Source organism: Oleiagrimonas sp. C23AA, from assembly GCF_011759385.1.
Lineage (GTDB): Bacteria > Pseudomonadota > Gammaproteobacteria > Xanthomonadales > Rhodanobacteraceae > Oleiagrimonas.
Window position 1 is genome coordinate 173,861 of the sequence record NZ_JAARLY010000004.1, and the last position, 20,038, is coordinate 193,898.

The window sequence follows — 20,038 nt, forward strand, 5'->3', positions numbered from 1 at the left end:
CTTCTCGGTCGAAAGCATCGGCTCACTCCTGTCCCTAGATCTACGGCATGCAAATGTTTGGGAACCGCATCCGTGGCCCTGCGGACAGCTCATGCGTCAAGGCAATCTTTTCTAAGCAATTATTGAGGCGAAAGAGGCGGCGCCAAGGCCGCCTCTTTCATCAGGCTCTATGTTGAGCAACGACTTCTTCAGAGCTTGTAGTTGAAGCGAGCGAAGAGCGAGCGACCGTACCAGTCGTACTGGGAGGCATTGAGCGGCACATTGCCGCGTCGGGAGTCGACGCCGGAAGAAATGGTATCCGGCGCCTTGTCGAACAGGTTCTTCACGCCCACCATCAGGCCCCACTTATCGGCGTTGTAGCTGACCGACACATTGTGCCGGAACTGCCACTTGGCCTTGATATCGCGGGTCGCGTTCTCGTAACCGTTGTAGGTGAATGTAGTATCGAGGTCCCGATTCTCGGTACTGCTCACGTAGTTGCCCTGCCAGGCGTAGGTCCAGTTGCCCCGCTTCAAGCGGATATTGGCCAGGCCCACTGTTTTGGGACGACCGATATATCCAACGAAGTTGGTGGCAGAAAAGCCACTGGCCTCGGACGAGTCAAACAACTGCTGGCTGTCTTCAATCGTATAGGTCACCTGAGCATCGGCGATGATTTCGCCGAAGGAGTAGGCCTTGTTGAAATTCGCCTGCAGATCATAGCCACGAGCACGCTCGCTGTTGATGTTGATGTAGGTGGCATGGACCTCGGTAATGCGGTTTGGATCAGCCGCTGCGTCCGGAGAATTGCGTTGAAAAAGGTCGCAGAAAGCATTGGGATAGACTGGGCGACCGTAACAGCCGTAGAGGATATCCGAGGCATTCAGGGTGTCGATCTCGCCCTCAATGTGGTAATCGAAATAATCGACGGCAACGTTAAAGTTGTCGCTGGGCGTCCAGACCACACCCAGCGACTTGGCACGAGAAGTCTCCGGCTTCAGGAAGCCCTTGCCGCCGCCTTGGTAGACGACAGCCGACGAGCCATTTCCGCCGTAGTCTCCAGGAATGCCAGCGGCGCCGCAGTTGGCGCGTATGAAGTCGTTTGTGCTCTCATTCCAGTTGATACAGGGATCAATCGAGATCTGGCCAAGGAAGCCGCTCTGATTGCCGAGGTACAGCTCATAAAGCGCCGGAGCGCGGTAGGAGGTTCCGATGCTGCCGCGAAGGCGCCAATTGTCGTTGATCGACCAGTTCAGACCGTATTTCCAGACTTTGTCTGAATTGCCCACACTGGCATATTTGAATTCACGCCCGGAGAGATCCACCGACAGCGATTTGAAGCCGGTGACATCGGCCAGCAGCGGAATGCCGATCTCGCCGAACATTTCGGTAACGTGGTCCGAGCCCTTGGTTGGCTGGGCTGAGGTATAAGCCCATTCCCAGCCGTTGATTGATGCCTGGGATGGCTCATCATCGATCTTAGTATGACGATATTCGACACCGAAGGCCGCCGCCACGTCGCCAGCGGGCAACGCGAACAGGTTGCCATTGAGCACAGCATTGACGGTGCTTTGGTCGTAGGTGGTACGTCCCTTGGAATGAAGTCCCACTGCATCAACCAGCTGATTCATGTCCTGCCCGCTCAGCAGCCCGGGCGAGAAATAGTCGAGCAGAGGCTGGTCGAGTGTATTTACGTCATAGGTAAGGTCACCACTGACGCGAGCGTCGATACCAATGTGAGAGTAGGTACCGTCCGAGCGGCTATGGGTGGCGTTGACCGTCCAGGACCAACTGCTCTCGCCGAAGGCACCATCCAGCTCGGTGCGCAGGTAGTAGTAGTTGACCACTTCATGGCTGTTGGATGGGAAGGGCAAGATCGGCTCATAGTAGTTGTCGTCAGCAGGGTTGTAGACCACCGGGAAAAACTGACGAAAGCCGCGTGTATCTGTCACGCGCCGATTGAACAGGAACTGGTTGGTCCAGCCGATGTCGTTGAACAGGAAATGTGAGCTGGCGTAGACGCTGGAATTGCGATTGCGGTTGGTGAACCAGGTGTCGCCGACGAAGGGATAGTTCAGCACATCCTCGTAATAGGCGCCGTTGGGATTGCCGTCCGCGTAGGTAGGTGTGGGGTACGGGCGCGGATGGTATCCCGGGAAGGGGCCCACCGTACTGCCATCCTTGGACGGCACGTAGCGGATCCGCGAGTTGAAGTAATTGATGATCGAGTTTGCATACAGGTTGTTGCAGCCGGCCAGCGACGTGCCTTGCAGGATTGACATGTCCTTGCGGTCGATGCGTTGTCCATCGGTTCCCCAGACCCGATCCTTGGGGCAGCTGAAGAAGTCACGGTCGCGTTGGGCAATGGGGAACTGTTCCTGGAATTGCGCAGCCACCACGATGTTGCCTGAGTCGAAATTCCAGCCGCTGCCCAGCGAGGCGGTTACCTGCTTGCCGCCACCATGCTGGGGGAAGGTGATCGACGAACTGAACTCCAGTTTGTCCATCTTCTTCTTGGTAATCAGGTTGACCACACCGGCCACGGCATCGGAGCCGTAGATTGAGGAAGAGCCGTCCTTGACGATCTCGACGCGGCCAAGAATGACTTGTGGCACCACGTTAAGGTCAAAGCCTGCTCCAGTCTGTCCTTGGGTACCCGCCGGGCCCGGACGCTGGCCATCAAGCAGCACCAGGGAGCGGTTGGAACCCAGACCGCGCAGGTCGATGGTCTGGATGCCGGTACCGCCGCCCACGATGTAGCCACTGAACTGATTGTTGATCTGCGTGGCGCCCGCGGCTACGGCGGTCGACTGCAGCATATCGGCCGTGCTGAATTGGCCGGCGGCCATGTCGGCCTCGATATCAATGGTCTGGATCGGCGCGGTGGTCTGGTACTCGGGGTGGCGCAGCAATGAGCCGGTCACCGAAACCGCCTTTACGTTGGTCGCCTTCTTTTCGTCGGCCTTCCCGGTGTTGTCTTTCGTGCTGTCCTGGGTGGTCTGCGTGTCGGTTTCTTGCGAATCCCGCGGACCGGTCGCGGCGTGAGCCGGATAGCTAAAGCCAGCGACAAGCGCAGCCAGGATGGCTGCGGCCAAGGGTGCTTTCGACATGTTGATTCCCCCAAAGAATCATGGTCCTGCCAAGGGGGCGTAAAGGCTCCTTGGATCAGGTCATCTCCATAAGTTGAGCGTTGCCTACCAGTCTCCCCAGACTGGTTAACGCATCTTGAACATACACCGCGCGAACGGTGTATGCCAGAGGGAATCGAGAAATATTTCGTCGCATTCTTGCGTTATCGTAAGTTCGCGCTTTGTGAGCGCCGTCACACTAAACGTGCCGCCTCCAGCTCGCTCTTGAGATAGGCGTAGAAAATCGGCGCGGCGACCAGGCCGGGCAGACCGAAGGCCGCTTCCATCACCAGCATGGCGATCAGCAGCTCCCAGGCGCGGGCGCGGATCTGGGTGCCGACGATGCGTGCGTTGAGGAAGTATTCCAGCTTGTGCACGGCAATCAGGAAGCCCAGCGCGGCCATGGCATCCCACAGTGACACCGACAGCGCGACGATGAAGATGGCGGTGTTGGAAATCAGGTTGCCGACCACCGGCAGCAGGCCGACGATGAAGGTGGCCACTACCAGCGTTTTGGCCAGAGGCAGATGCACGCCGAACAGCGGCAGCGCGCCCAGCAGGAAGATGGCTGTGAGCACGGTGTTGATCAGCGAGATCTTCACCTGCGCGAAGACGATGTCATGGAAGGCGTGCGCCAGACGAGCGCAGCGCAGGCTCAGTTCGGCGGCCAGCGGGCCCTGTTCTTCCCGCGGGCGCATGTGGCTGAGCGCGACGATGGCGCCCAGTACCAGGCCGATCAGAACGTGCGCCAGCAGCCGCGCCGCCTCGGCGCCGGCCAGCTGCAGCGTACCGGCGTGCTGGCGCAGCCAGTCCATGGCCGACACGCGCAGGTCATCCACACTGGAAGGCAGGTGGTCGACGATCCACGACGGCAGTTGCTGACGCGCCTTGTCGATCAGCGGCATCAGCTGGTGTTTCCACAGATCCTGCGGGTTGCCCAGCTCCGAGCGCACCATCGCCATCACACCGAAAATCAGCGCTACCAGCAGGCCGACCACGACCACGGTGAGTGCCGTCACCACCAGCCAGCGCGCGCGCTCGCGATTCTTGGTGATGCGTCGGGCAAGCACTGGCGTCAGCGTGCTGACCAGCTCATACACCAGCAGCCCGGCCAGCAACGCCGAGAGCAGGTGCAGCAGCAGCGTGGCGGCCAGTCCCAGCGCCATGGCACAGAAGCTGGCGACAACGAGCGTGCGTTGGGAAAGCGCGGGGCGGGCGGTCATGGGTGGCGGTCCGTTCTGGCCGTGAAATGCGGGGCAAGGGGAGCCAGTCTGTCAGGTTCGGCGCGTGGCGCGCCACTGTTGCGCGCGACTGTCACGGTGCTGAAGTAGACTTCACCGAAGCTGGGCGGCCGATGCCGTCATCGTGATGTTTCGAGGGTTCCTGATGATCTATCGCTATTGTTGGCCGCTAGCGGCCGTTTTGGCGCTGGCCGGCTGTGCCAGTCCGACCAAGCCGACGCCGGCTCCGGTTGCCACCCCTGCGGCTCCCGCGCCGGCAGTCCGGCCCGCCGCCGACCAGGGTCCGAAGGCCGATGACGGCCTGAACGCTGTGGCCTGGGCGCAGACGGCGGTCGAGCACGACCTGGTCTATCGCGAGGTGTATCGCAACGCCCGGGAGAAGCTGCTCAAGGCACTGCGTACGCCGGGCTGGGATGCACTGGAGCATTCGGAGCGCCAGAACAAGCTCAAGGGTCTGAAGCCGGCGGTGGTGCTGGATGTGGACGAGACCGTGCTGGACAACTCGCCCTATCAGGCGCGCCTGGTGCGTGCGCACAAGGAATACAACGAAGCGTCGTGGGCGGCCTGGGTGAAGGAAGAAAAGGCCAAGGCGCTGCCTGGTGCGGTCGCGTTCACGCAGTTTGCCGCCAAGCACGGCATCGCGGTGATCTACATCACCAACCGCGCCAAGGATCTGGATACCTACACCCTGGCCAACCTGCGCAAGGCCGGCTTTCCGGTATCCGGGCCGCAGGCGTTCCTGGGCCTTGGCACCTATGTGAAGGGCTGCGAGCAGATCGGCACGCAGAAAACCTGCCGCCGTCAGCTGATTGCGCGCAAATATCGCGTGCTGATGCAGTTTGGCGACCAGCTGGGCGACTTCATGACCGTGTACGACAATTCGCCGGCCGGTACCCGCCGTGCGGTCAAGCCGTACCTCGATTGGATTGGCCAGCGCTGGTTTGTGCTGCCCAATGTGACGTATGGTTCGTGGCAGCCGGCGTTGTTCAACAACGACTGGGCGCAGCCGCGCAAGGTGCGCCGTCAGATGATGCTGGACAAGCTGCATTACAATTAATTCAGCACGGACAGGGATTTGCCAATTCAAACTTAAAGTATTGCTTTAAGTTTGAAGCGCAACTATGCTTTGCAGCGTCAGTTTGGTGCTGCAAAGCGCTGGCTGACCATTTCCCTTCCGGCTAGACCGGATTGCCCCGTCCGGGCGCCTGCGGCGCTGGCGGGGCTTTCTTTTGCTTGGTGTGCCGGGCCGACACGCACTTGCCCGCGGCCCACGCGCTCTCTAACCTGCGCGGTCCTACCCCTTTGGTCTAACAAGGACGCCGTCATGCGTAAGCCTCGACTTATCGCCTCGGTCGCCGTCACTGCCGGCGTGCTGCTGGCGACCGGCTGCTCCCACGACGACAACGCGCAGCAGGCGCCGGACAACGCCTCGCCCAAGGCGGCGGTGATGACCTCGGTGTCGCAGCTGAAAGCCGGCCATTTCGATGCGCTGATGCAAAACCTGCTGCCGCCGGCCGACTACAAGACCATGCGCGCCGACTGGAGCGCGCATCGCGGCAATCCGGACAAGATCACCCCGGCCCAGCGCCAGCGCTTTGCCGAGCAGATGCACAACCTGACCGAGCCGGGCGCCAAGGCCAAGCTGTATCAGGATCTGAAGCCGCGCGTGGCCGCCTACAACAGCAAGTACAAGGCGCAGTTGCCGATGATGGTGGGTATCGGACAGACCGTGGTCGACACCCAGCTGGACAACAGCAAGACACTCACCCTGACGCAGAAAAAGCAGGCCAAGGACGTGATCGCCGCGCTGGGCGGCTGGGCCAAGAACGCACCCTGGGGCGATCAGGCCAAGGCCAAGCAGGCCGTGGGCGTGGTGGTCGATACCGCGCGCCAGGTGGATATCAAGACCTTCAAGCAGGCCTACGCGCTCAATTACGACCAGGCCATGGCCAAGTACGGCCAGATCTGGGGTGGCGCCAAGCAGCTGCTGGCCATCTACGGCCTTTCCATCGACAAGGCGCTCGATTCGGTAAAGGCCAAGACCGTCGACAACGATGGCCACGTCGCTCACGTGCGGGTGGACTATCAGGTGCTGGACAAGCCGATGAGCACACAGCTGACCATGATCGAACTGGATGGCCACTGGTACGACCAGGACGTGCTCAACAACTGGCGCCGTGAGCATGCCAAGCAGACCGCGGCCGCCAGTGCGGCCAGCACGGCTGCCGAAGTGGTTGACCAGTCGGCGCCGCCGGCTGCCTCCACGCCCGGTTCCAGCAAGCCGGCAGTGGCCGCCAGCACGCACTGACAGGGACCGAGCGCCTCCCATGAGCAAGGCTTCGCGCGGTTCTGCCGCTACAATCAACACCATGACCTTTGCCACTGCCAGCGCCGAGGGTTTGCCGCAGCCGCGACCCGGGCGCGCGGTGGGCCTGCTTGGGCGCCTGCTGGAGCCGTGGGTGCGCATCAAGCGTGACCCGGTGGAGCCGGGCGCATTGTTCAAGCCGGATGTGCCGGTGTGCTACGTGATCGAGCGCAATGGCCTGTCCGATGCGCTGATTCTGGATCGCGCCTGCCGCGAAGCCGGTCTGCCCAGTCCGTTGCAGCCGATCGATGGGCTGAACCTGCGCCGGCGCCGTTCCATGTTTGCGCTGACCCGGCGCGATGGCGTGGTGTTTGGCCGCGCCCGCAAGCGTGCGCCGGATACGCTGACGCAGATCCTGGATGCGCTGGAGCGCCAGCCCGAGGCCGATGTGCAGCTGGTGCCGGTGTCGATCTATGTCGGCCGCGCGCCGTCGCGTGATACCGGCTGGTTCCGCGTGCTGTTCTCCGAGAACTGGGTCATGGTGGGCCGTTTCCGGCGTCTGCTGGCATTGCTGCTCAACGGCCGCGCCACCATCGTGCATTTTTCCGAGCCGGTGAGCCTGCGTCAGGTGCTGGCCGAACGCGGCGGCGAGAGCACCGAACGCCTGGGCCGCAAGATTGCGCGCGTGCTGCGCACGCACTTTCGCCGCATCCGTGCCGCCGTTATCGGGCCGGATCTCTCGCACCGGCGCACCGTGGTCGACAGCGTGTTGAACGCCGAACCGGTGCGCGAGGCGATTGCCGCCACCGCCTCCAAGGAGAAGATTTCCGAGGCCAAGGCCTGGCGTCGCGCGCAGGGCTTCGCGATGGAAGTGGCCGCCGACTATTCGCACCCGGTGGTGCGTTCGGCCTCGTTCCTGCTGTCGTGGTTCTGGAACAAGCTGTACGACGGCATCGCCATGCATCACTTTGACAAGGCCCGTGCCGCTGCGCCCGGCCACGAAGTGATCTACGTGCCCTGCCACCGTAGCCACGCCGACTACCTGCTGATGAGCTACCAGCTGCATTCGTCCGGCGTGGTGGTGCCGCATATTGCCGCCGGCGTGAACCTCAATCTGCCGGTGATCGGACCGATTCTGCGTCGCGGCGGCGCCTTCTTCCTGCGTCGCAGCTTCCGTGGCAATGCGCTGTATTCGGTGGTGTTCAACGAATACCTGGCGCAGCTGGTCGATCGTGGCGTGCCGCTGGAATACTTCATCGAAGGCGGCCGTTCGCGTACCGGGCGCCTGCTGGCACCACGTGCCGGCATGCTGGCCATGACCATCCGCGCCTTTCTGCGGGCGCCACGCCGGCCGGTGCTGTTCCAGCCGGTCTACATCGGCTACGAAAAGCTGATGGAAGGCAAAAGCTACATCGGCGAGCTGTCCGGCAAGCCCAAGGAAAAGGAATCGCTATTGGGCCTGCTGCGCGCGACCAAGGTGCTGCGCCAACGCTACGGCCATGTCGCCTTGAGCTTTGGCGAGCCGATCGAACTGACGCCGATGCTGGAGCAGGCCAGCGCCGACTGGCGCCAGGCCGCGGCCGATCCGGACGCCAAGCCGGAATGGATGAACCCGCTGGTCGACCGGCTGGCCGAACGCATCCAGGTCAACATCAACGCCACCGCCGATGTGAACCCCATCAACCTGCTGGCGCTGGTGCTGCTGTCCACACCCAAGCACGCCATGGCCGAGGCCGACCTGCTGGCGCAGCTGGAGCTGACCAAGGCGTTGCTGGTCGAGCTGCCCTATTCCGACCGCGTCACGGTCACCGCGCAGACGCCGGCCGAGATCATCGCCTATGGCGAGAAGATGGGCTGGATCGGACGCGTCAGCCACGCCTTGGGTGATGTGCTGCGCGCCGAGGACGAGCAGGCGGTGCTGCTTTCGTACTTCCGCAACAACGTGCTGCACCTGATTGCCGATGCCGCCTGGGTTGCCGCGTGTTTCCTCAACAACCGGCGCATGTCGCGCGCCTCGGTGCTACGCCTGGGCCGCATCATTTATCCGTTCATCCGCGGCGAGCTGTTTCTGCGCTGGGACGAGGAAGGCTTTGCCGAGCGCCTGCAGGGCGTGGTCGACTTCTTCGTTGGCCGTGGCTTGCTCGAATCGCAGGGCGAGGGCCGCCTGCTGGAGCGCGGGCCGGGCCAGGACGATGGCGCGTTCCAGCTCAAGACGCTGGCGCGCAGCCTGATGCAGGCCTACGAGCGCTACTACATCGCCATCGCCGCGCTGGTCAAAAGCGGCCAGGGCACGCTGTCGGCCGGCGCGCTGGAAAGCACCTGCACCACCACCGCGCAGCGGCTGAGTCTGGTGCACGAGCTGAGCGCGCCGGAATTTTTCGACAAGGCGCTGTTCCGCGGCTTCATCCAGCGTCTGCGCGAGCGCAAGCTGGTGTGGACCAACGAGGCCGGTACGCTGGAGTTCGACCCGGTGCTGGGCGAAGTGGTCAAGGACGCGCGCGTGATCCTCTCGCGCGAGGTGCGCCATTCCATCCTCAAGATCACCGCTGCGCCCGACGACAAGGACGCGGCCAGCCAGGCTGCGGCCTGATCGGCGCGCCTTGACGCCAAGCCTGCACGCATCGCGTATCATCAAGCCCATGAACGACAACGAGCACGCCTCCACCACCCATTTCGGCTTCCGTGATGTGCCGGTGGGTGAAAAACAGAAGCTGGTCGGCCGGGTGTTTACCTCGGTCGCGCGCAACTACGACCTGATGAACGACCTGATGTCGTTTGGCGTGCACCGACTGTGGAAGCGCCATTTCGTCGCCATCAGCGGCGTGCGCCCGGGCGATCGCGTGCTGGACCTGGCTGGCGGCACCGGCGACATTGCCGCGCTGCTCAAGCCGGTGGTCGGCGCCGATGGCGAGATCGTGGTCGGCGACATCAACGCGGCCATGCTCGGCGTCGGCCGTGATCGGCTCACCGACCGCGGCCTGGTGCGCGGACTGCGCTGGTCACAGATGAATGCCGAGGCGCTGCCGTTCCCGGACAACACCTTCGATGCGGTGACCATTGCCTTTGGCCTGCGCAACGTCACGCACAAGGAAAGCGCGCTGGCGGATATGTATCGCGTGCTCAAGCCCGGCGGTCGCGCCCTGGTGCTGGAGTTTTCCAAGGTCAACAGCGAGCTGTTCGGCAAGCTGTACGATTTCCATTCGTTCAAGGTGCTGCCCAGGCTGGGCCGTCTGTTCGCCGGCGATGCCGACAGCTACCAGTACCTGGCCGAGTCGATCCGCAAGCACCCGGATCAGGAAACGCTGCGCCAGATGATGCTCGACGCCGGCTTCGACCGCGCCGATGTGCGCAACCTGAGCAACGGTATCGTCGCCATCCATCGCGGCTACAAGTTCTAGGCCAGCCTGCGGCCATAGGCATGCCTTTCGGGGCTTATCGACGCCGCACGCCACGTTGCATACTTGAAAAGGCCCGCCCTGGTGCGGGCCTTTTTGTTCAGCTGCAAGTGGTCGCCGTCCGATGAGTTCCTCGCGTTCCGATGATTCCAAGCCCACTCCGCCCGAGTCGCTGACCCCGGCAAGCCCCGAGCGACGACGTCTGTTGGGTGGCCTGGCCGCGGCTGGTGCCGCGCTGGCCGTGGGCGGTTGTGCCAGCAAGAGTGACGCCGGCGCGAAGGGCGCCAAGGCCGGCGCCGCGACCGCATCGACATCCGCCGGTGGCGCGCAGGCGCAGGCGGCGGGCGAGGCGGTGAGCGATCAGTGGCTGGCCGAGAACATCCACAACGTGGTGGTGATCTACGCCGAGAACCGCAGCTTCAACAATCTGTTTGCCGACTTCCCGGGGCTGGAAAAGCCGCTCAGCGCTTTGAAGCCCGAGCAGTACGTGCAGAAAGACCGCGATGGCTCGACGCTCAAGCATCTGCCGCCGATCTGGCACGGCTTGGTGCCGCATCCGCAGACGGTGGGCCACACCACCTATCACATCAAGCAGGATGATCTGCCGACGCTGACCAATGCGCCGTTCGCGCTGAAAACGCCCGAGGGCGAACCGCTGCCGCACGGCCTGGTGACGCGCGACCTGATCCACGCCTTCTATCAGAACCAGAAGCAGATCAACGGCGGCAAGAACGACGGCTTCGTCGCCTGGGGCGATTCGGGGGCGCTGGTGATGGGCCACTACGCCGATTCGGGCGTGAATCTGCGCCTGTGGCAGCTGGCGCGCCAGTACACGCTGTGCGACAACTTCTTCATGGGTGCGTTTGGTGGTTCGTTCCTGAACCATCAGTACCTGGTGTCGGCGCAGCCGCCGGTGTATCCGGATGCCGATCACAGCCCCGCTTCGGATCTCATTGCCAAGGTCAATGGTGATCCCAAGGGCACCGATCTGGCGCTGGCCGAGTCCAGCCCGGCCAGCGCATTGCAGGGCAAGCCCAAGTTCGCCTCGCCCAGCCAGCTGACGCCGGACTTCCGGGCCGTCAACACCATGGGCCCGCCGTACTGGCCGGCCTTCACTCGCGACAAGGCCGATCCGGCGCTGGCCGACCCCAACGATGCCTACACGCTGCCGCCGCAGACGCACGAGACCATCGGCGACAAGCTCAGCGACAAGGGCATCGACTGGGCTTGGTACGCCGGTGGCTGGCAGATGGCGGTGGACGGCCACGGTGACGGCGATCCGGCGCAGTTCCCGCAGCGGCCCAATTTCCAGTACCACCACCAGCCGTTCAACTACTACAAGCGCCTGGCGCCGGGCACGGCGGCGCGCCAGCAGCATCTGCGCGATGGTGGTCTGGGCGATACCGCCCAGACCAACAAGTTCATCGCCGATGCCCAGGCCGGCAAGCTGCCGCCGGTGGCCTTCTACAAGCCGCAGGGCAACCTCAACATGCACGCCGGCTATTCGGATGTCGAAGCCGGCGACAAGCACATTGCCCATGTCGTCGACGTGCTGCGCAAGAGCCCGCAGTTCAAGCACATGCTGGTGGTGGTCACCTTCGATGAAAACGGTGGCTGGTGGGATCACGTGGCGCCGCCCAAGGCCGATCGCTGGGGGCCGGGCACGCGCATTGCCGCGCTGTTGATCTCGCCGTTCGCCAAGAAGGGCCACGTCGACCACACCGTGTACGACACCGGTTCCATCGCCCGTTTCATCACGCGCCGCTTCGGTCTGGAAAAGCTCAAGGCACTGGCCGACCGCGAGACCGCCATGCAGGCGGCCAGCGGCTTTGCGCCCGGCGACCTGACCGCCGCGCTCGATCCTCATGCCGGTGGCGAGGTGTAAATGGCCATGCGCAAGCTGTATCCGCCGATCGAGCCGTATGCCACGCGGCGCCTGCAAGTGGATGACATCCACGAGCTGTACGTGGAGGAATGCGGCAACCCGGATGGCTTGCCGGTGCTGTTTCTGCATGGCGGACCGGGTGCCGGGCTGGCGCCGTATCATCGCCAGTTCTTCGACCCCTCGCGCTACCGCATCGTGTTGTTCGACCAGCGCGGCGCCGGCCGCTCGACGCCGTTTGCCGAGCTTGCCGACAACTCCACCTGGCACATCGTCGATGACATCGAACGGCTGCGCCGTACGCTGGATGTCGAGCGCTGGGTGGTGTTCGGTGGCTCGTGGGGCTCCACACTGGCACTGGCTTATGCGCAGGCCCATCCCGAGCATGTGCTGGCGCTGGTGCTGCGCGGCATCTTCCTGGGCCGCCCGCAGGAAGTGCGCTGGTTCTACGAGGAGGGCGGCGCCTCCTGGTTGCTGCCGCAGCGCTGGGCGCAATACGCCGGTTTCATCCCCGAAGCCGAACGCGACCAGCTGCTGGATGCCTACTGGCAACGCCTGACCTGCGACGACGAGGCCACCCGCTTGGCCGCGGCGCGTGCCTGGGGCGCCTGGGAAGGCGGCGCGCTGACGCTGGAGGAAAGCCCGGACACCGTGGCCAGCTTCACCTCGCGCCAGGTCGCGGTCAGCCTGGCACGCATCGAAGCGCATTTCTTCCGCCACGATTGCTTCCTTGAGTCGGACCAACTGCTGCGCAACATCGATCGCATCCGGCACCTGCCCGGCACCATCGTGCACGGGCGCTACGACCTGATCTGCCCGGCCCGCAACGCCGCCGACCTTGCGCAAGCCTGGCCCGAGGCCGAGCTGCACATGGTCACCGCCGGCCATGCCGCGTCGGAGCCGGCCATCGTCGATGTGCTGGTGCGCACCATGGACAGACTGGCCGAGCAGCTGCACTGAAGCGACGCCCGCTTTCAATGGGCGGGCGCCATGATGTCGCTTTTGCTGGTTTGGTCGCCACGCATGCCGCCCGGCAGGGGCGCAGTACCGGCCTGAGCGCGTAAGATGAACGCCTGCCTGGGCGCATCGGCGTGAACTTTCCACGCCGCACGGCGTCGCAATGCAGGCTTTGTTCCCGTCCCGCGAGTTGCCGATGCCTTCCCACCTCACCCGCCCGCTGTGGAAACAGCTGCTGTTTCGTCGCCTGAAGATGCTGGGCGTGCTGGTCGCGCTGATCGTGGTGCTGGGTGGCGGCAGCTACCTGCTGGCGCCGCAGTGGCTGATGCGTCTGCATGCCTGGGTGCAGGCCGAGCAGGCCGGACTGGACAGTCAGACCTTAAGCGTGGGCCAGACGCGCTGGTCGTATTACCAGGGTGGCGCGGCTGACGGCCCCACCATCGTGTTGTTGCATGGCTACGGTGCCGACAAGACGGTGTGGCTGCCGGTGGCCAAGCAGCTGACGCGCAACTTCCACGTCATCATTCCCGACCTGCCCGGCTGGGGCGATTCCTCGCGCCAGGCCGGCGCCAGCTACAACATTGATGCCCAGGCGCAGCGTCTGAGCCGGTTTGTCGATGCCTTGCAGCTACCAGCATTCATTCTGGTCGGCCACTCGATGGGCGGCGCCATTGCCGGTGTGTACGCGGCCGATCATCCGCAGCGTGTCGCGGGTCTGGCGTTGATGGACAGCTTTGGCCTCAGCGGCAAGACCAACGCCTTCGCGCGCGCGGCCAAGGCCGGTAACAACCCGTTCGACTTCACCACCCGCGCCGGCTATGCGCGCATGGCGCACCTGGTGTTCAAGCAGCCGCCGTGGTTGCCGGGTCGCTTCATCGACGTGCTGGCCAAGCGCAACCAGCGTCGTCACGCCTTCATGCAGAACGTGTTCAATGCGCTGCGCCAGCCTGGCCAGTACAACGCGCTGGATGCGCGATTGGGCAAGCTGACCATGCCGGTGATCGGCATCTGGTGCCAGCAGGACAAGGTCACCGACGTGTCGGCGCTCAATACCTTGCGCTCGGGCCTGACCCACGCCACCAGCATTGGCGCCACCGTCATCAATGATTGCGGCCACATGCCGGAGCTGGAAAAGCCCGACGCCACCGCACGCATCATCGAGGGTTTTGCGGTCGCCCACTGAGCCGCTTCATCAGCGCTTCATGGCACACCCCGCAATAGCCTTACAATGCCCAGCTGAACGGCCCTGCGGGCCGGCAACCGAAAGGAACATCCGTCCATGCGCAAAGTCCTGCTTCTGACCGCTCTGGCTCCCGTGCTGCTGGCCGGCTGCACCTGGGGCATCAAGCTCAATGATGCCGGCCGTCAGGTGCGTACCGCCTGGAACGGCAACGTGTCCGGTTGCCAGGAGCTGGGCAAGGTGACCGTCTCGGTGATGGATCACGTCGGCCCGATCGATCGTAATGGCCTCAAGGTCAGCGACGAGCTGGAAGTGATGGCGCGCAACGAGGCGGCCAGCATGGGCGCCGACACGGTCAAGCCCATTGACCATCCGGTGGATGGCCAGCAATCCTGGCAGGCCTACAAGTGCGGCGCGGCCGGCAAAGCCGATCGCATGGCGCCGGCCGGCACAAGCAATGATCACAGCAGTGCGGCCGATGACGGCGCGCCGCAAACCGGTGGCGTGCAGACCTTCCCGGTGAAGAAGAACGGCGGCTGATTGACCTGCTCGGCGAGCCTGGCGCCGGCTTGGCTTCAGGCGTCCAGATCCGGAATCAGCTGGCTTTCCAGCCGGGCGATGGTGTCCTTGAGCTGCAGGCGGCGTTTTTTCAGGCGTGTCAGCTGCAGTTGGTCGACCGTGCTTTGGTGCACCAGCCGGTCGATGGCCGCGTCCAGGTCGCGGTGCTCGGTCTTCAGTTCGACCAGGCGCTGGGCGGTGACGGCATCGTCAAGGGGCATGGTGGGCGTTCAAGGCAGCGATGCGGAAAGTGTAGCGCTGCGATGATGACAGCGCGTCGACCGTTACAATAGCGCGTTTTCCACCCAAGCTCTTTTGCATGCTCATGAACGCCACTGCCACCGATGCCGCGCCCCGCGAGCGCGCCGAAGTCGACAAGCTCGCCCGCAAGCTGCGCCAGCAGACCGGCAAGGCCATTGCCGATTTCGCCATGATCGAGGATGGCGACAAGGTGATGGTGTGCCTTTCCGGCGGCAAGGATTCGTACACGCTGCTGGACATGCTGATTGAGCTGAAAAGCCGCGCGCCGGTGGATTTCGAGCTGATCGCGGTGAATCTGGACCAGAAGCAGCCGGGCTTTCCCGAGCACATTCTGCCCGAGTATCTGCGTGGCCTTGAGGTGCCGTTCCATATCATCGAGCAGGACACCTACAGCGTGGTCAGTCGGGTGATTCCCGAGGGCAAGACCATGTGCAGCCTGTGTTCGCGGCTGCGTCGTGGCTCGCTGTACACCTGGGCCGAGGCCAACGGCATCACCAAGATCGCGCTGGGACATCATCGCGACGACATCGTCGCCACGTTCTTTTTGAACATGTTCTTCCAGTCCACGCTGAAGGCAATGCCGCCCAAACTGCGCTCGGACAATGGCAAGCATGTGGTGATCCGTCCGCTGGCTTATTGCGCCGAGGACGACATTGCCCAGTACGCGACCGATCGCGACTTCCCGATCATTCCGTGCAATCTTTGCGGTTCGCAGGAAAATCTGCAGCGCAAGCAGGTGCAGGCGATGATGGAGCGGTGGGAAGCCGACTATCCGGGCCGCATCGACAATATCTTGCGCGCCTTGGGCCATGTGGCGCCGTCGCAGCTGGCCGATCCGGCACTGTTCGACTTTGCCTCGCTGCGCATCGAGCGCGCCAACGCATCGTCATAAGCGTCGCCTGGCGCGTCGCCTTACAATAGGCGACGCGCCAGGCGCTTGCCGCCGCCCCGATCCCCACCTTCAACGCGAGTGTTGCTCATGTCCGTGTTTGCCGCTGTCGAAATGGCCCCCCGTGATCCGATTCTTGGCCTGAACGAGGCCTACGGCGCCGACAAGCGCGCCGACAAGGTGAATCTGGGCGTGGGCGTGTACTACGACGAAAACGGTCGCGTGCCGTTGCTGCGCGCCGTGCGCGAAGCCGAGCGCGAGCGCATCGAAGCGGCCCTGCCGCGTGGCTATCTGCCGATCGACGGCATCGCCAGCTACGATCTGGCCGTGCAGAAGCTGCTGTTTGGTGCCAATGCGCCGGCCATTGCCGAGGGCCGTCTGGTCACCGCGCAGTCGCTGGGTGGCACTGGCGCGCTGAAGGTCGGCGCCGATTTCCTGAAGTGGATGAAGGGCGATGCCAAGGTCGCCATCAGCTCGCCGAGCTGGGCCAACCACCGCGGCATTTTCGAAAATGCCGGTTTCGAGGTGGTCAACTACCCCTATTACGACGCGGCCAGCCATGGCGTGGACCTGGAGGCCATGCTCCAGGCGCTGCGTGGCTATGCGGCTGGCACCATCGTGGTGCTGCATGCCTGCTGCCACAATCCGACCGGCGTGGACCTTTCCAGTGCGCAGTGGAGCCAGGTGATCGAGGTGATGCGCGAGCGTGGCCTGATTGCCTTCCTGGATATTGCCTATCAGGGCTTCGGCGATGGCCTGGAGGCCGATGCCGAGGCGGTGCGCCTGTTCGCCGAATCGGGCCTGGCGGTGTTCGTGGCCAGCTCGTTCTCCAAGTCGTTCTCGCTGTACGGCGAGCGCGTCGGTGCGCTGTCGGTGCTGACCGCGAGCCACGACGAGGCCGTGCGCGTGCAGTCGCAGCTCAAGCGCATCATCCGCACCAATTACTCCAACCCGCCGACCCACGGCGCGGCGCTGGTGGCCCACGTGCTGGCCTCGGCCGAACTGAAGCAAACCTGGGAAACCGAGCTGGGCCAGATGCGCCAGCGCATCCGCGACATGCGCAAGGCGCTGGTCGAGGGCCTGAAGGCGCATGGTGCCGAGGGGGATTTCAGTTTCATCCTGAGCCAGCGCGGCATGTTCTCCTACTCGGGCTTGAGCGCCGAGCAGGTGGCGCGACTGGCCAGTGAGTTCGGTATCTACGCGGTGGGCTCGGGGCGCATCTGCGTGGCCGCGCTCAACACCGGCAATGTCGACTACGTGGCGCGTGCCATCGCCACCGTCAGCGCCTGATCGCACTGTGCTGGCCGCCGTGCCGACGCCTGCGTGTCGTTGCGGCGCTCGCCGTGCACCACGTGCGCGGGTGACGCGGCCGGCGCATCCGTTATGATGGCCGGCCACCCGCTTGAACGCATCGGACTGACGCCATGTTCTTCCGCAATCTGACCCTGTTTCGTTTTTCCGAGTCCGTGGCCGAGGATCTTTCGCGCCTGGAAGAGGCGCTGGGCGAACACCGCCTGCGTCCGTGCGGTCCGATGGAGATGTCCAGCCGTGGCTTCATCTCGCCCATGGGCCGCGACGAGGACGATGCACCGCTGACCCACAGCGTCGCCCAGGCGACCTTGCTGACCATCGGTGGTGAAGACAAGTTGCTGCCATCGTCGGTGATCAACGACGAACTGTCGCGCAAGGTCAAGCATATTGCCGAAGAGGAAGGGCGCCGCATCAGCGGTCGCGAGCGCAAGAAGATCAAGGAAGAGCTGATCGAGCAGCTGTTGCCACGTGCCTTTACGCGGCCCTCGCGCCAGTCGGCCTACGTCGACAAGAAGAATGGCTGGCTGGTGCTCGATACCTCCAGTCGCAAGAGCGCCGAGAACATGCTCAGTGCGGTGCGCGAGGCGCTGGGCAGTTTTCCGGCGGTGCCGCTGGCGCCCGAACAGGCGCCGCGCCAGTTGATGACCGAGTGGCTGACCAGCGGCGAGCTGCCGGCGGGCCTGAGCCTGGCCGACGAGTGCGAGCTGCGCGATCCGGCCAGTGCCAGCGGCGCGGTGGTGCGTTGTCGGCGCCAGGACCTTGAAAGCGACGAGGTCAAGGAGCATCTTCGCGGCGGTAAGCAGGTGTTCCAGCTGGGCCTGAATTTCGACGAGCGTCTGGGATTCGTGCTGGGCGAGGACATGGTGCTGCGCAAGCTGCGCTTTTTCGACGTGGTGACCGACGAGCTGGAGAACACCCAGACCGATTCGGCCGCCGACGAGATCGATGCCCGCCTGGCGCTGATGTCGCTGGAGCTGGAGCGCCTGTTCGGCAAGCTCGAAGAGTGGTTCGGGCTGCCGCGTCCCGCCGCCTGAGCGTAACGGCCCGGCGGATTGGCCGGTCGCGCTGTGCGACCGGTTGCCCGATGTCATCGTCCGCCCATGAGCCAAGAGCGCGCCACCGATCAAAGTTACCTTGAGCTGAGCACCGAGGACGGTGACACGCTGCGTGTGCTGAAAAAACCGCACCCGCGCTCGCGTCGCATGCGCCTGACGGTGACGCCCAAGGGCGCGCGCGTGTCCTATCCGCAGGGCACCCATCCGGCGCAGCTGACCGCCTTCGTGCGCCAGCACGTCGACTGGCTGGCGCGCAAGCTCGAAGAGCTAAGGTTGGATGCCCGTGTGCTGCCGGCGCTCAAGGTCGGCACGTCCACGCAGATGCCGCTGCGCGGCGAGTGGGTGGACCTGGTCTGGGCCGAGGGCCCTTATCCGCGCATCGAGCTGCGCGGCGGCCAGCTTCAACTGACCGTGCCGCGTCCGCACACCCGCGCCTTGCCGGTGGCGCGCGGCTTGATCGCCAGTTTTCTGGAAGCGCAGATCCGGCGGGATGTCGGGCGCTGGATGCCGGCGTATATCCCGGCACTGGGTGCGGCACCCACCTCGGTGCGCATCCGGCCGCTGAAAAGCCTGTGGGGCAGCCTGGACACGCGCGATCGGGTCAACCTGGATCTGGCTCTGGCCCTGGCGCCGCCGGCGGCGCTGCGCTACGTACTGGTGCACGAGTTGTGTCACCTCAAGGTGCGCAATCACTCGGCCAAATTCTGGAAGCAGGTCGCCGCGTTGATGGACGACTACCAGGCCCAGCGAGACTGGCTGCGCCTCAATGGTGGCGCCCTCAAGGCCGAGGTCGACCGGCTGATTGCCGACGTCGCCGACTGAGCCGGTGTGCCGCGTTCAACCGCGGGTTTTGGGCGGTGCGGTGGAACCGCGTACCACCAGCTCCGGCGAGAATCCCTGCGCGGCCTCCACGCTGTCATCATCTTTGCGCAACTGCGCGATCAAGGCGCGGGTGGCGGCGCGGGCGATGTCTTCGGTGGCCTGGCGTGCGGTGGTCAGCGCCGGCCAGGACTGCTTGGAGAACGGGCTGTCCTCGAAGCCGGCAATGGAAAGCTCGTAGGGCACCTCCATGCCGGCCGATCGCGCCGCCGCCAGCACGCCGGCGGCAATCTCATCGTTGGAGCCAAAAATGGCCGTGGGCCGGTCCTTCAGCGCCAGTAGTTTGCGCGCACCGCGAAAGCCATCGTCGAAGGAGAAGTCGCCCTCGACAATCAGCTCCGGGTCCAGTTCGATGCCGTAGTCGTGCAGCGCTTCCTCGTAGCCCTTGAAGCGTTCGGGGCTGGAGCGATGCTGCTTGCCGCCCCACAGAAAGCCGATGCGCTGGTGACCGAGCTGGATCAGGTGTTCGGTGATGTCGTAGGCCGCATCGCGGTCGTCCACGTACACACACGGATAGCCGTCCTGCGGGTCGGCCGCCGCCGAGATGATGCGCACGAAGGGAATCTTCGCCGCGGCCAGGTATTCGATCAGTTCCGGCTGCTCGGACATCGGCGGTGCCAGCACCAGCCCGGCCAGGCGCGAGCGGCGTACCAGGTCGCGCAGCTCGTTGGCCAGATGCGGCGAATTGGAGTCGCAGGGATGGATCTGCAGGCCGAAACCCATCTCGCGGCACACCGACAGCGCGCCGTTCTGCACGCTGATGATGTAGTACGGATTGGGATTGTCGTAGACCAGTCCCAGCGCATAGGCCTTGGCGCTGCGCAGGCTGCGCGCGGAAAGATCGGGCCGGTAGTTCAGCTCCTCGATGGCCTTGAGCACGCGCTCGCGGGTGCGCTCGTGCACCGAGGGTTCGTGGTTGATGACGCGCGAGACGGTCTTGAGCGATACCTGGGCGCGCTCGGCGACATCTTTGATGGTGGAGGTGCGCAACGCGGGGTCCTTGTGACCTTCGGAAAAG

General features: G+C 64.2%; 16 protein-coding genes. 12 read left to right on the top strand and 4 right to left on the bottom strand.

All coding sequences use genetic code 11. From position 1 onward, the window contains the following. Nucleotides 1-188: 188 nt before the first annotated feature. Together HBF24_RS08700 and HBF24_RS08705 are read right to left on the bottom strand one after the other, a co-directional pair. Complete coding sequence (locus HBF24_RS08700; protein WP_167171905.1) at nt 189-3,089, bottom strand: TonB-dependent receptor; 2,901 nt, start codon at nt 3,087-3,089, stop codon at nt 189-191. A gap of 212 nt (nt 3,090-3,301) precedes the next feature. Beyond that, on the bottom strand, nt 3,302-4,330 hold the full coding sequence (locus tag HBF24_RS08705; protein WP_167171907.1) for a hypothetical protein: 1,029 nt from the start codon (nt 4,328-4,330) through the stop codon (nt 3,302-3,304). Between the two features lie 163 nt (nt 4,331-4,493). On the opposite strand from HBF24_RS08705, the gene HBF24_RS08710 reads away from it, so the two are divergent. The 8 genes from HBF24_RS08710 to HBF24_RS08745 all read left to right on the top strand — a co-directional run bounded on the left by HBF24_RS08710 (nt 4,494) and on the right by HBF24_RS08745 (nt 14,607). Then, the gene (locus HBF24_RS08710) at nt 4,494-5,405 is read left to right on the top strand and encodes an HAD family acid phosphatase (protein WP_167171910.1); all 912 of its coding nucleotides are present in this window, start codon (nt 4,494-4,496) and stop codon (nt 5,403-5,405) included. Nucleotides 5,406-5,672: 267 nt separating this feature from the next. Next, a complete protein-coding gene (locus tag HBF24_RS08715) occupies nt 5,673-6,656 on the top strand; it encodes a hypothetical protein (RefSeq protein WP_167171913.1) in 984 nt (327 codons plus the stop codon). Nucleotides 6,657-6,675: 19 nt separating this feature from the next. After that, a complete protein-coding gene (gene plsB / locus HBF24_RS08720; protein ID WP_206064248.1) occupies nt 6,676-9,243 on the top strand; it encodes a glycerol-3-phosphate 1-O-acyltransferase PlsB in 2,568 nt (855 codons plus the stop codon). Between the two features lie 49 nt (nt 9,244-9,292). Next, entirely contained in the window at nt 9,293-10,051 is a 759-nt protein-coding gene (gene ubiE / locus HBF24_RS08725) for a bifunctional demethylmenaquinone methyltransferase/2-methoxy-6-polyprenyl-1,4-benzoquinol methylase UbiE (protein ID WP_167171916.1), read from the top strand. Between the two features lie 121 nt (nt 10,052-10,172). Then, a complete protein-coding gene (acpA, locus tag HBF24_RS08730) occupies nt 10,173-11,933 on the top strand; it encodes an acid phosphatase (protein WP_167171919.1) in 1,761 nt (586 codons plus the stop codon). A 6-nt stretch (nt 11,934-11,939) separates the two neighbouring features. Further along, nucleotides 11,940-12,890, top strand: coding sequence for a prolyl aminopeptidase (pip, locus tag HBF24_RS08735; protein ID WP_167171923.1), 951 nt, complete (start codon nt 11,940-11,942; stop codon nt 12,888-12,890). A gap of 193 nt (nt 12,891-13,083) precedes the next feature. Continuing rightward, the gene (locus HBF24_RS08740) at nt 13,084-14,070 is read left to right on the top strand and encodes an alpha/beta fold hydrolase (RefSeq protein WP_240922348.1); all 987 of its coding nucleotides are present in this window, start codon (nt 13,084-13,086) and stop codon (nt 14,068-14,070) included. Nucleotides 14,071-14,166: 96 nt separating this feature from the next. Next, on the top strand, nt 14,167-14,607 hold the full coding sequence (locus HBF24_RS08745) for a DUF4156 domain-containing protein (protein WP_167171926.1): 441 nt from the start codon (nt 14,167-14,169) through the stop codon (nt 14,605-14,607). A gap of 35 nt (nt 14,608-14,642) precedes the next feature. On the opposite strand, the gene HBF24_RS08750 is transcribed toward HBF24_RS08745, so the two are convergent. Next, entirely contained in the window at nt 14,643-14,846 is a 204-nt protein-coding gene (locus HBF24_RS08750; RefSeq protein WP_167171929.1) for a YdcH family protein, read from the bottom strand. Nucleotides 14,847-14,950: 104 nt separating this feature from the next. On the opposite strand from HBF24_RS08750, the gene ttcA reads away from it, so the two are divergent. From ttcA to HBF24_RS08770, 4 genes are all read left to right on the top strand, one after another. Further along, complete coding sequence (ttcA, locus tag HBF24_RS08755) at nt 14,951-15,778, top strand: tRNA 2-thiocytidine(32) synthetase TtcA (RefSeq protein WP_167171932.1); 828 nt, start codon at nt 14,951-14,953, stop codon at nt 15,776-15,778. Between the two features lie 87 nt (nt 15,779-15,865). Next, nucleotides 15,866-17,065: an amino acid aminotransferase gene (locus tag HBF24_RS08760; protein ID WP_167171935.1), complete on the top strand. Its 1,200-nt coding sequence runs from the start codon at nt 15,866-15,868 to the stop codon at nt 17,063-17,065. A 134-nt stretch (nt 17,066-17,199) separates the two neighbouring features. Next, complete coding sequence (locus tag HBF24_RS08765; RefSeq protein WP_167171938.1) at nt 17,200-18,120, top strand: recombination-associated protein RdgC; 921 nt, start codon at nt 17,200-17,202, stop codon at nt 18,118-18,120. 66 nt (nt 18,121-18,186) lie between these two features. Beyond that, nucleotides 18,187-18,963, top strand: a complete 777-nt coding sequence (locus HBF24_RS08770; RefSeq protein ID WP_167171940.1) for a YgjP-like metallopeptidase domain-containing protein — start codon at nt 18,187-18,189, stop codon at nt 18,961-18,963. A 15-nt stretch (nt 18,964-18,978) separates the two neighbouring features. On the opposite strand, the gene HBF24_RS08775 is transcribed toward HBF24_RS08770, so the two are convergent. Next, entirely contained in the window at nt 18,979-20,010 is a 1,032-nt protein-coding gene (locus HBF24_RS08775; RefSeq protein WP_167171943.1) for a LacI family DNA-binding transcriptional regulator, read from the bottom strand. Nucleotides 20,011-20,038 lie beyond the last annotated feature (28 nt).

Bases quoted from the DNA above. Each gene is read 5' to 3' on its own strand.
- HBF24_RS08710 (WP_167171910.1), top strand. From the start codon at position 4,494: ATGATCTATCGCTATTGTTGGCCGCTAGCGGCCGTTTTGGCGCTGGCC.
- ttcA (WP_167171932.1), top strand. From the start codon at position 14,951: ATGAACGCCACTGCCACCGATGCCGCGCCCCGCGAGCGCGCCGAAGTC.
- HBF24_RS08745 (WP_167171926.1), top strand. From the start codon at position 14,167: ATGCGCAAAGTCCTGCTTCTGACCGCTCTGGCTCCCGTGCTGCTGGCC.
- HBF24_RS08700 (WP_167171905.1), bottom strand. From the start codon at position 3,089: ATGTCGAAAGCACCCTTGGCCGCAGCCATCCTGGCTGCGCTTGTCGCT.
- pip (WP_167171923.1), top strand. From the start codon at position 11,940: ATGCGCAAGCTGTATCCGCCGATCGAGCCGTATGCCACGCGGCGCCTG.
- HBF24_RS08715 (WP_167171913.1), top strand. From the start codon at position 5,673: ATGCGTAAGCCTCGACTTATCGCCTCGGTCGCCGTCACTGCCGGCGTG.
- HBF24_RS08750 (WP_167171929.1), bottom strand. From the start codon at position 14,846: ATGCCCCTTGACGATGCCGTCACCGCCCAGCGCCTGGTCGAACTGAAG.
- HBF24_RS08770 (WP_167171940.1), top strand. From the start codon at position 18,187: ATGAGCCAAGAGCGCGCCACCGATCAAAGTTACCTTGAGCTGAGCACC.
- HBF24_RS08705 (WP_167171907.1), bottom strand. From the start codon at position 4,330: ATGACCGCCCGCCCCGCGCTTTCCCAACGCACGCTCGTTGTCGCCAGC.
- HBF24_RS08760 (WP_167171935.1), top strand. From the start codon at position 15,866: ATGTCCGTGTTTGCCGCTGTCGAAATGGCCCCCCGTGATCCGATTCTT.
- plsB (WP_206064248.1), top strand. From the start codon at position 6,676: ATGAGCAAGGCTTCGCGCGGTTCTGCCGCTACAATCAACACCATGACC.
- ubiE (WP_167171916.1), top strand. From the start codon at position 9,293: ATGAACGACAACGAGCACGCCTCCACCACCCATTTCGGCTTCCGTGAT.
- HBF24_RS08740 (WP_240922348.1), top strand. From the start codon at position 13,084: ATGCCTTCCCACCTCACCCGCCCGCTGTGGAAACAGCTGCTGTTTCGT.
- HBF24_RS08765 (WP_167171938.1), top strand. From the start codon at position 17,200: ATGTTCTTCCGCAATCTGACCCTGTTTCGTTTTTCCGAGTCCGTGGCC.
- acpA (WP_167171919.1), top strand. From the start codon at position 10,173: ATGAGTTCCTCGCGTTCCGATGATTCCAAGCCCACTCCGCCCGAGTCG.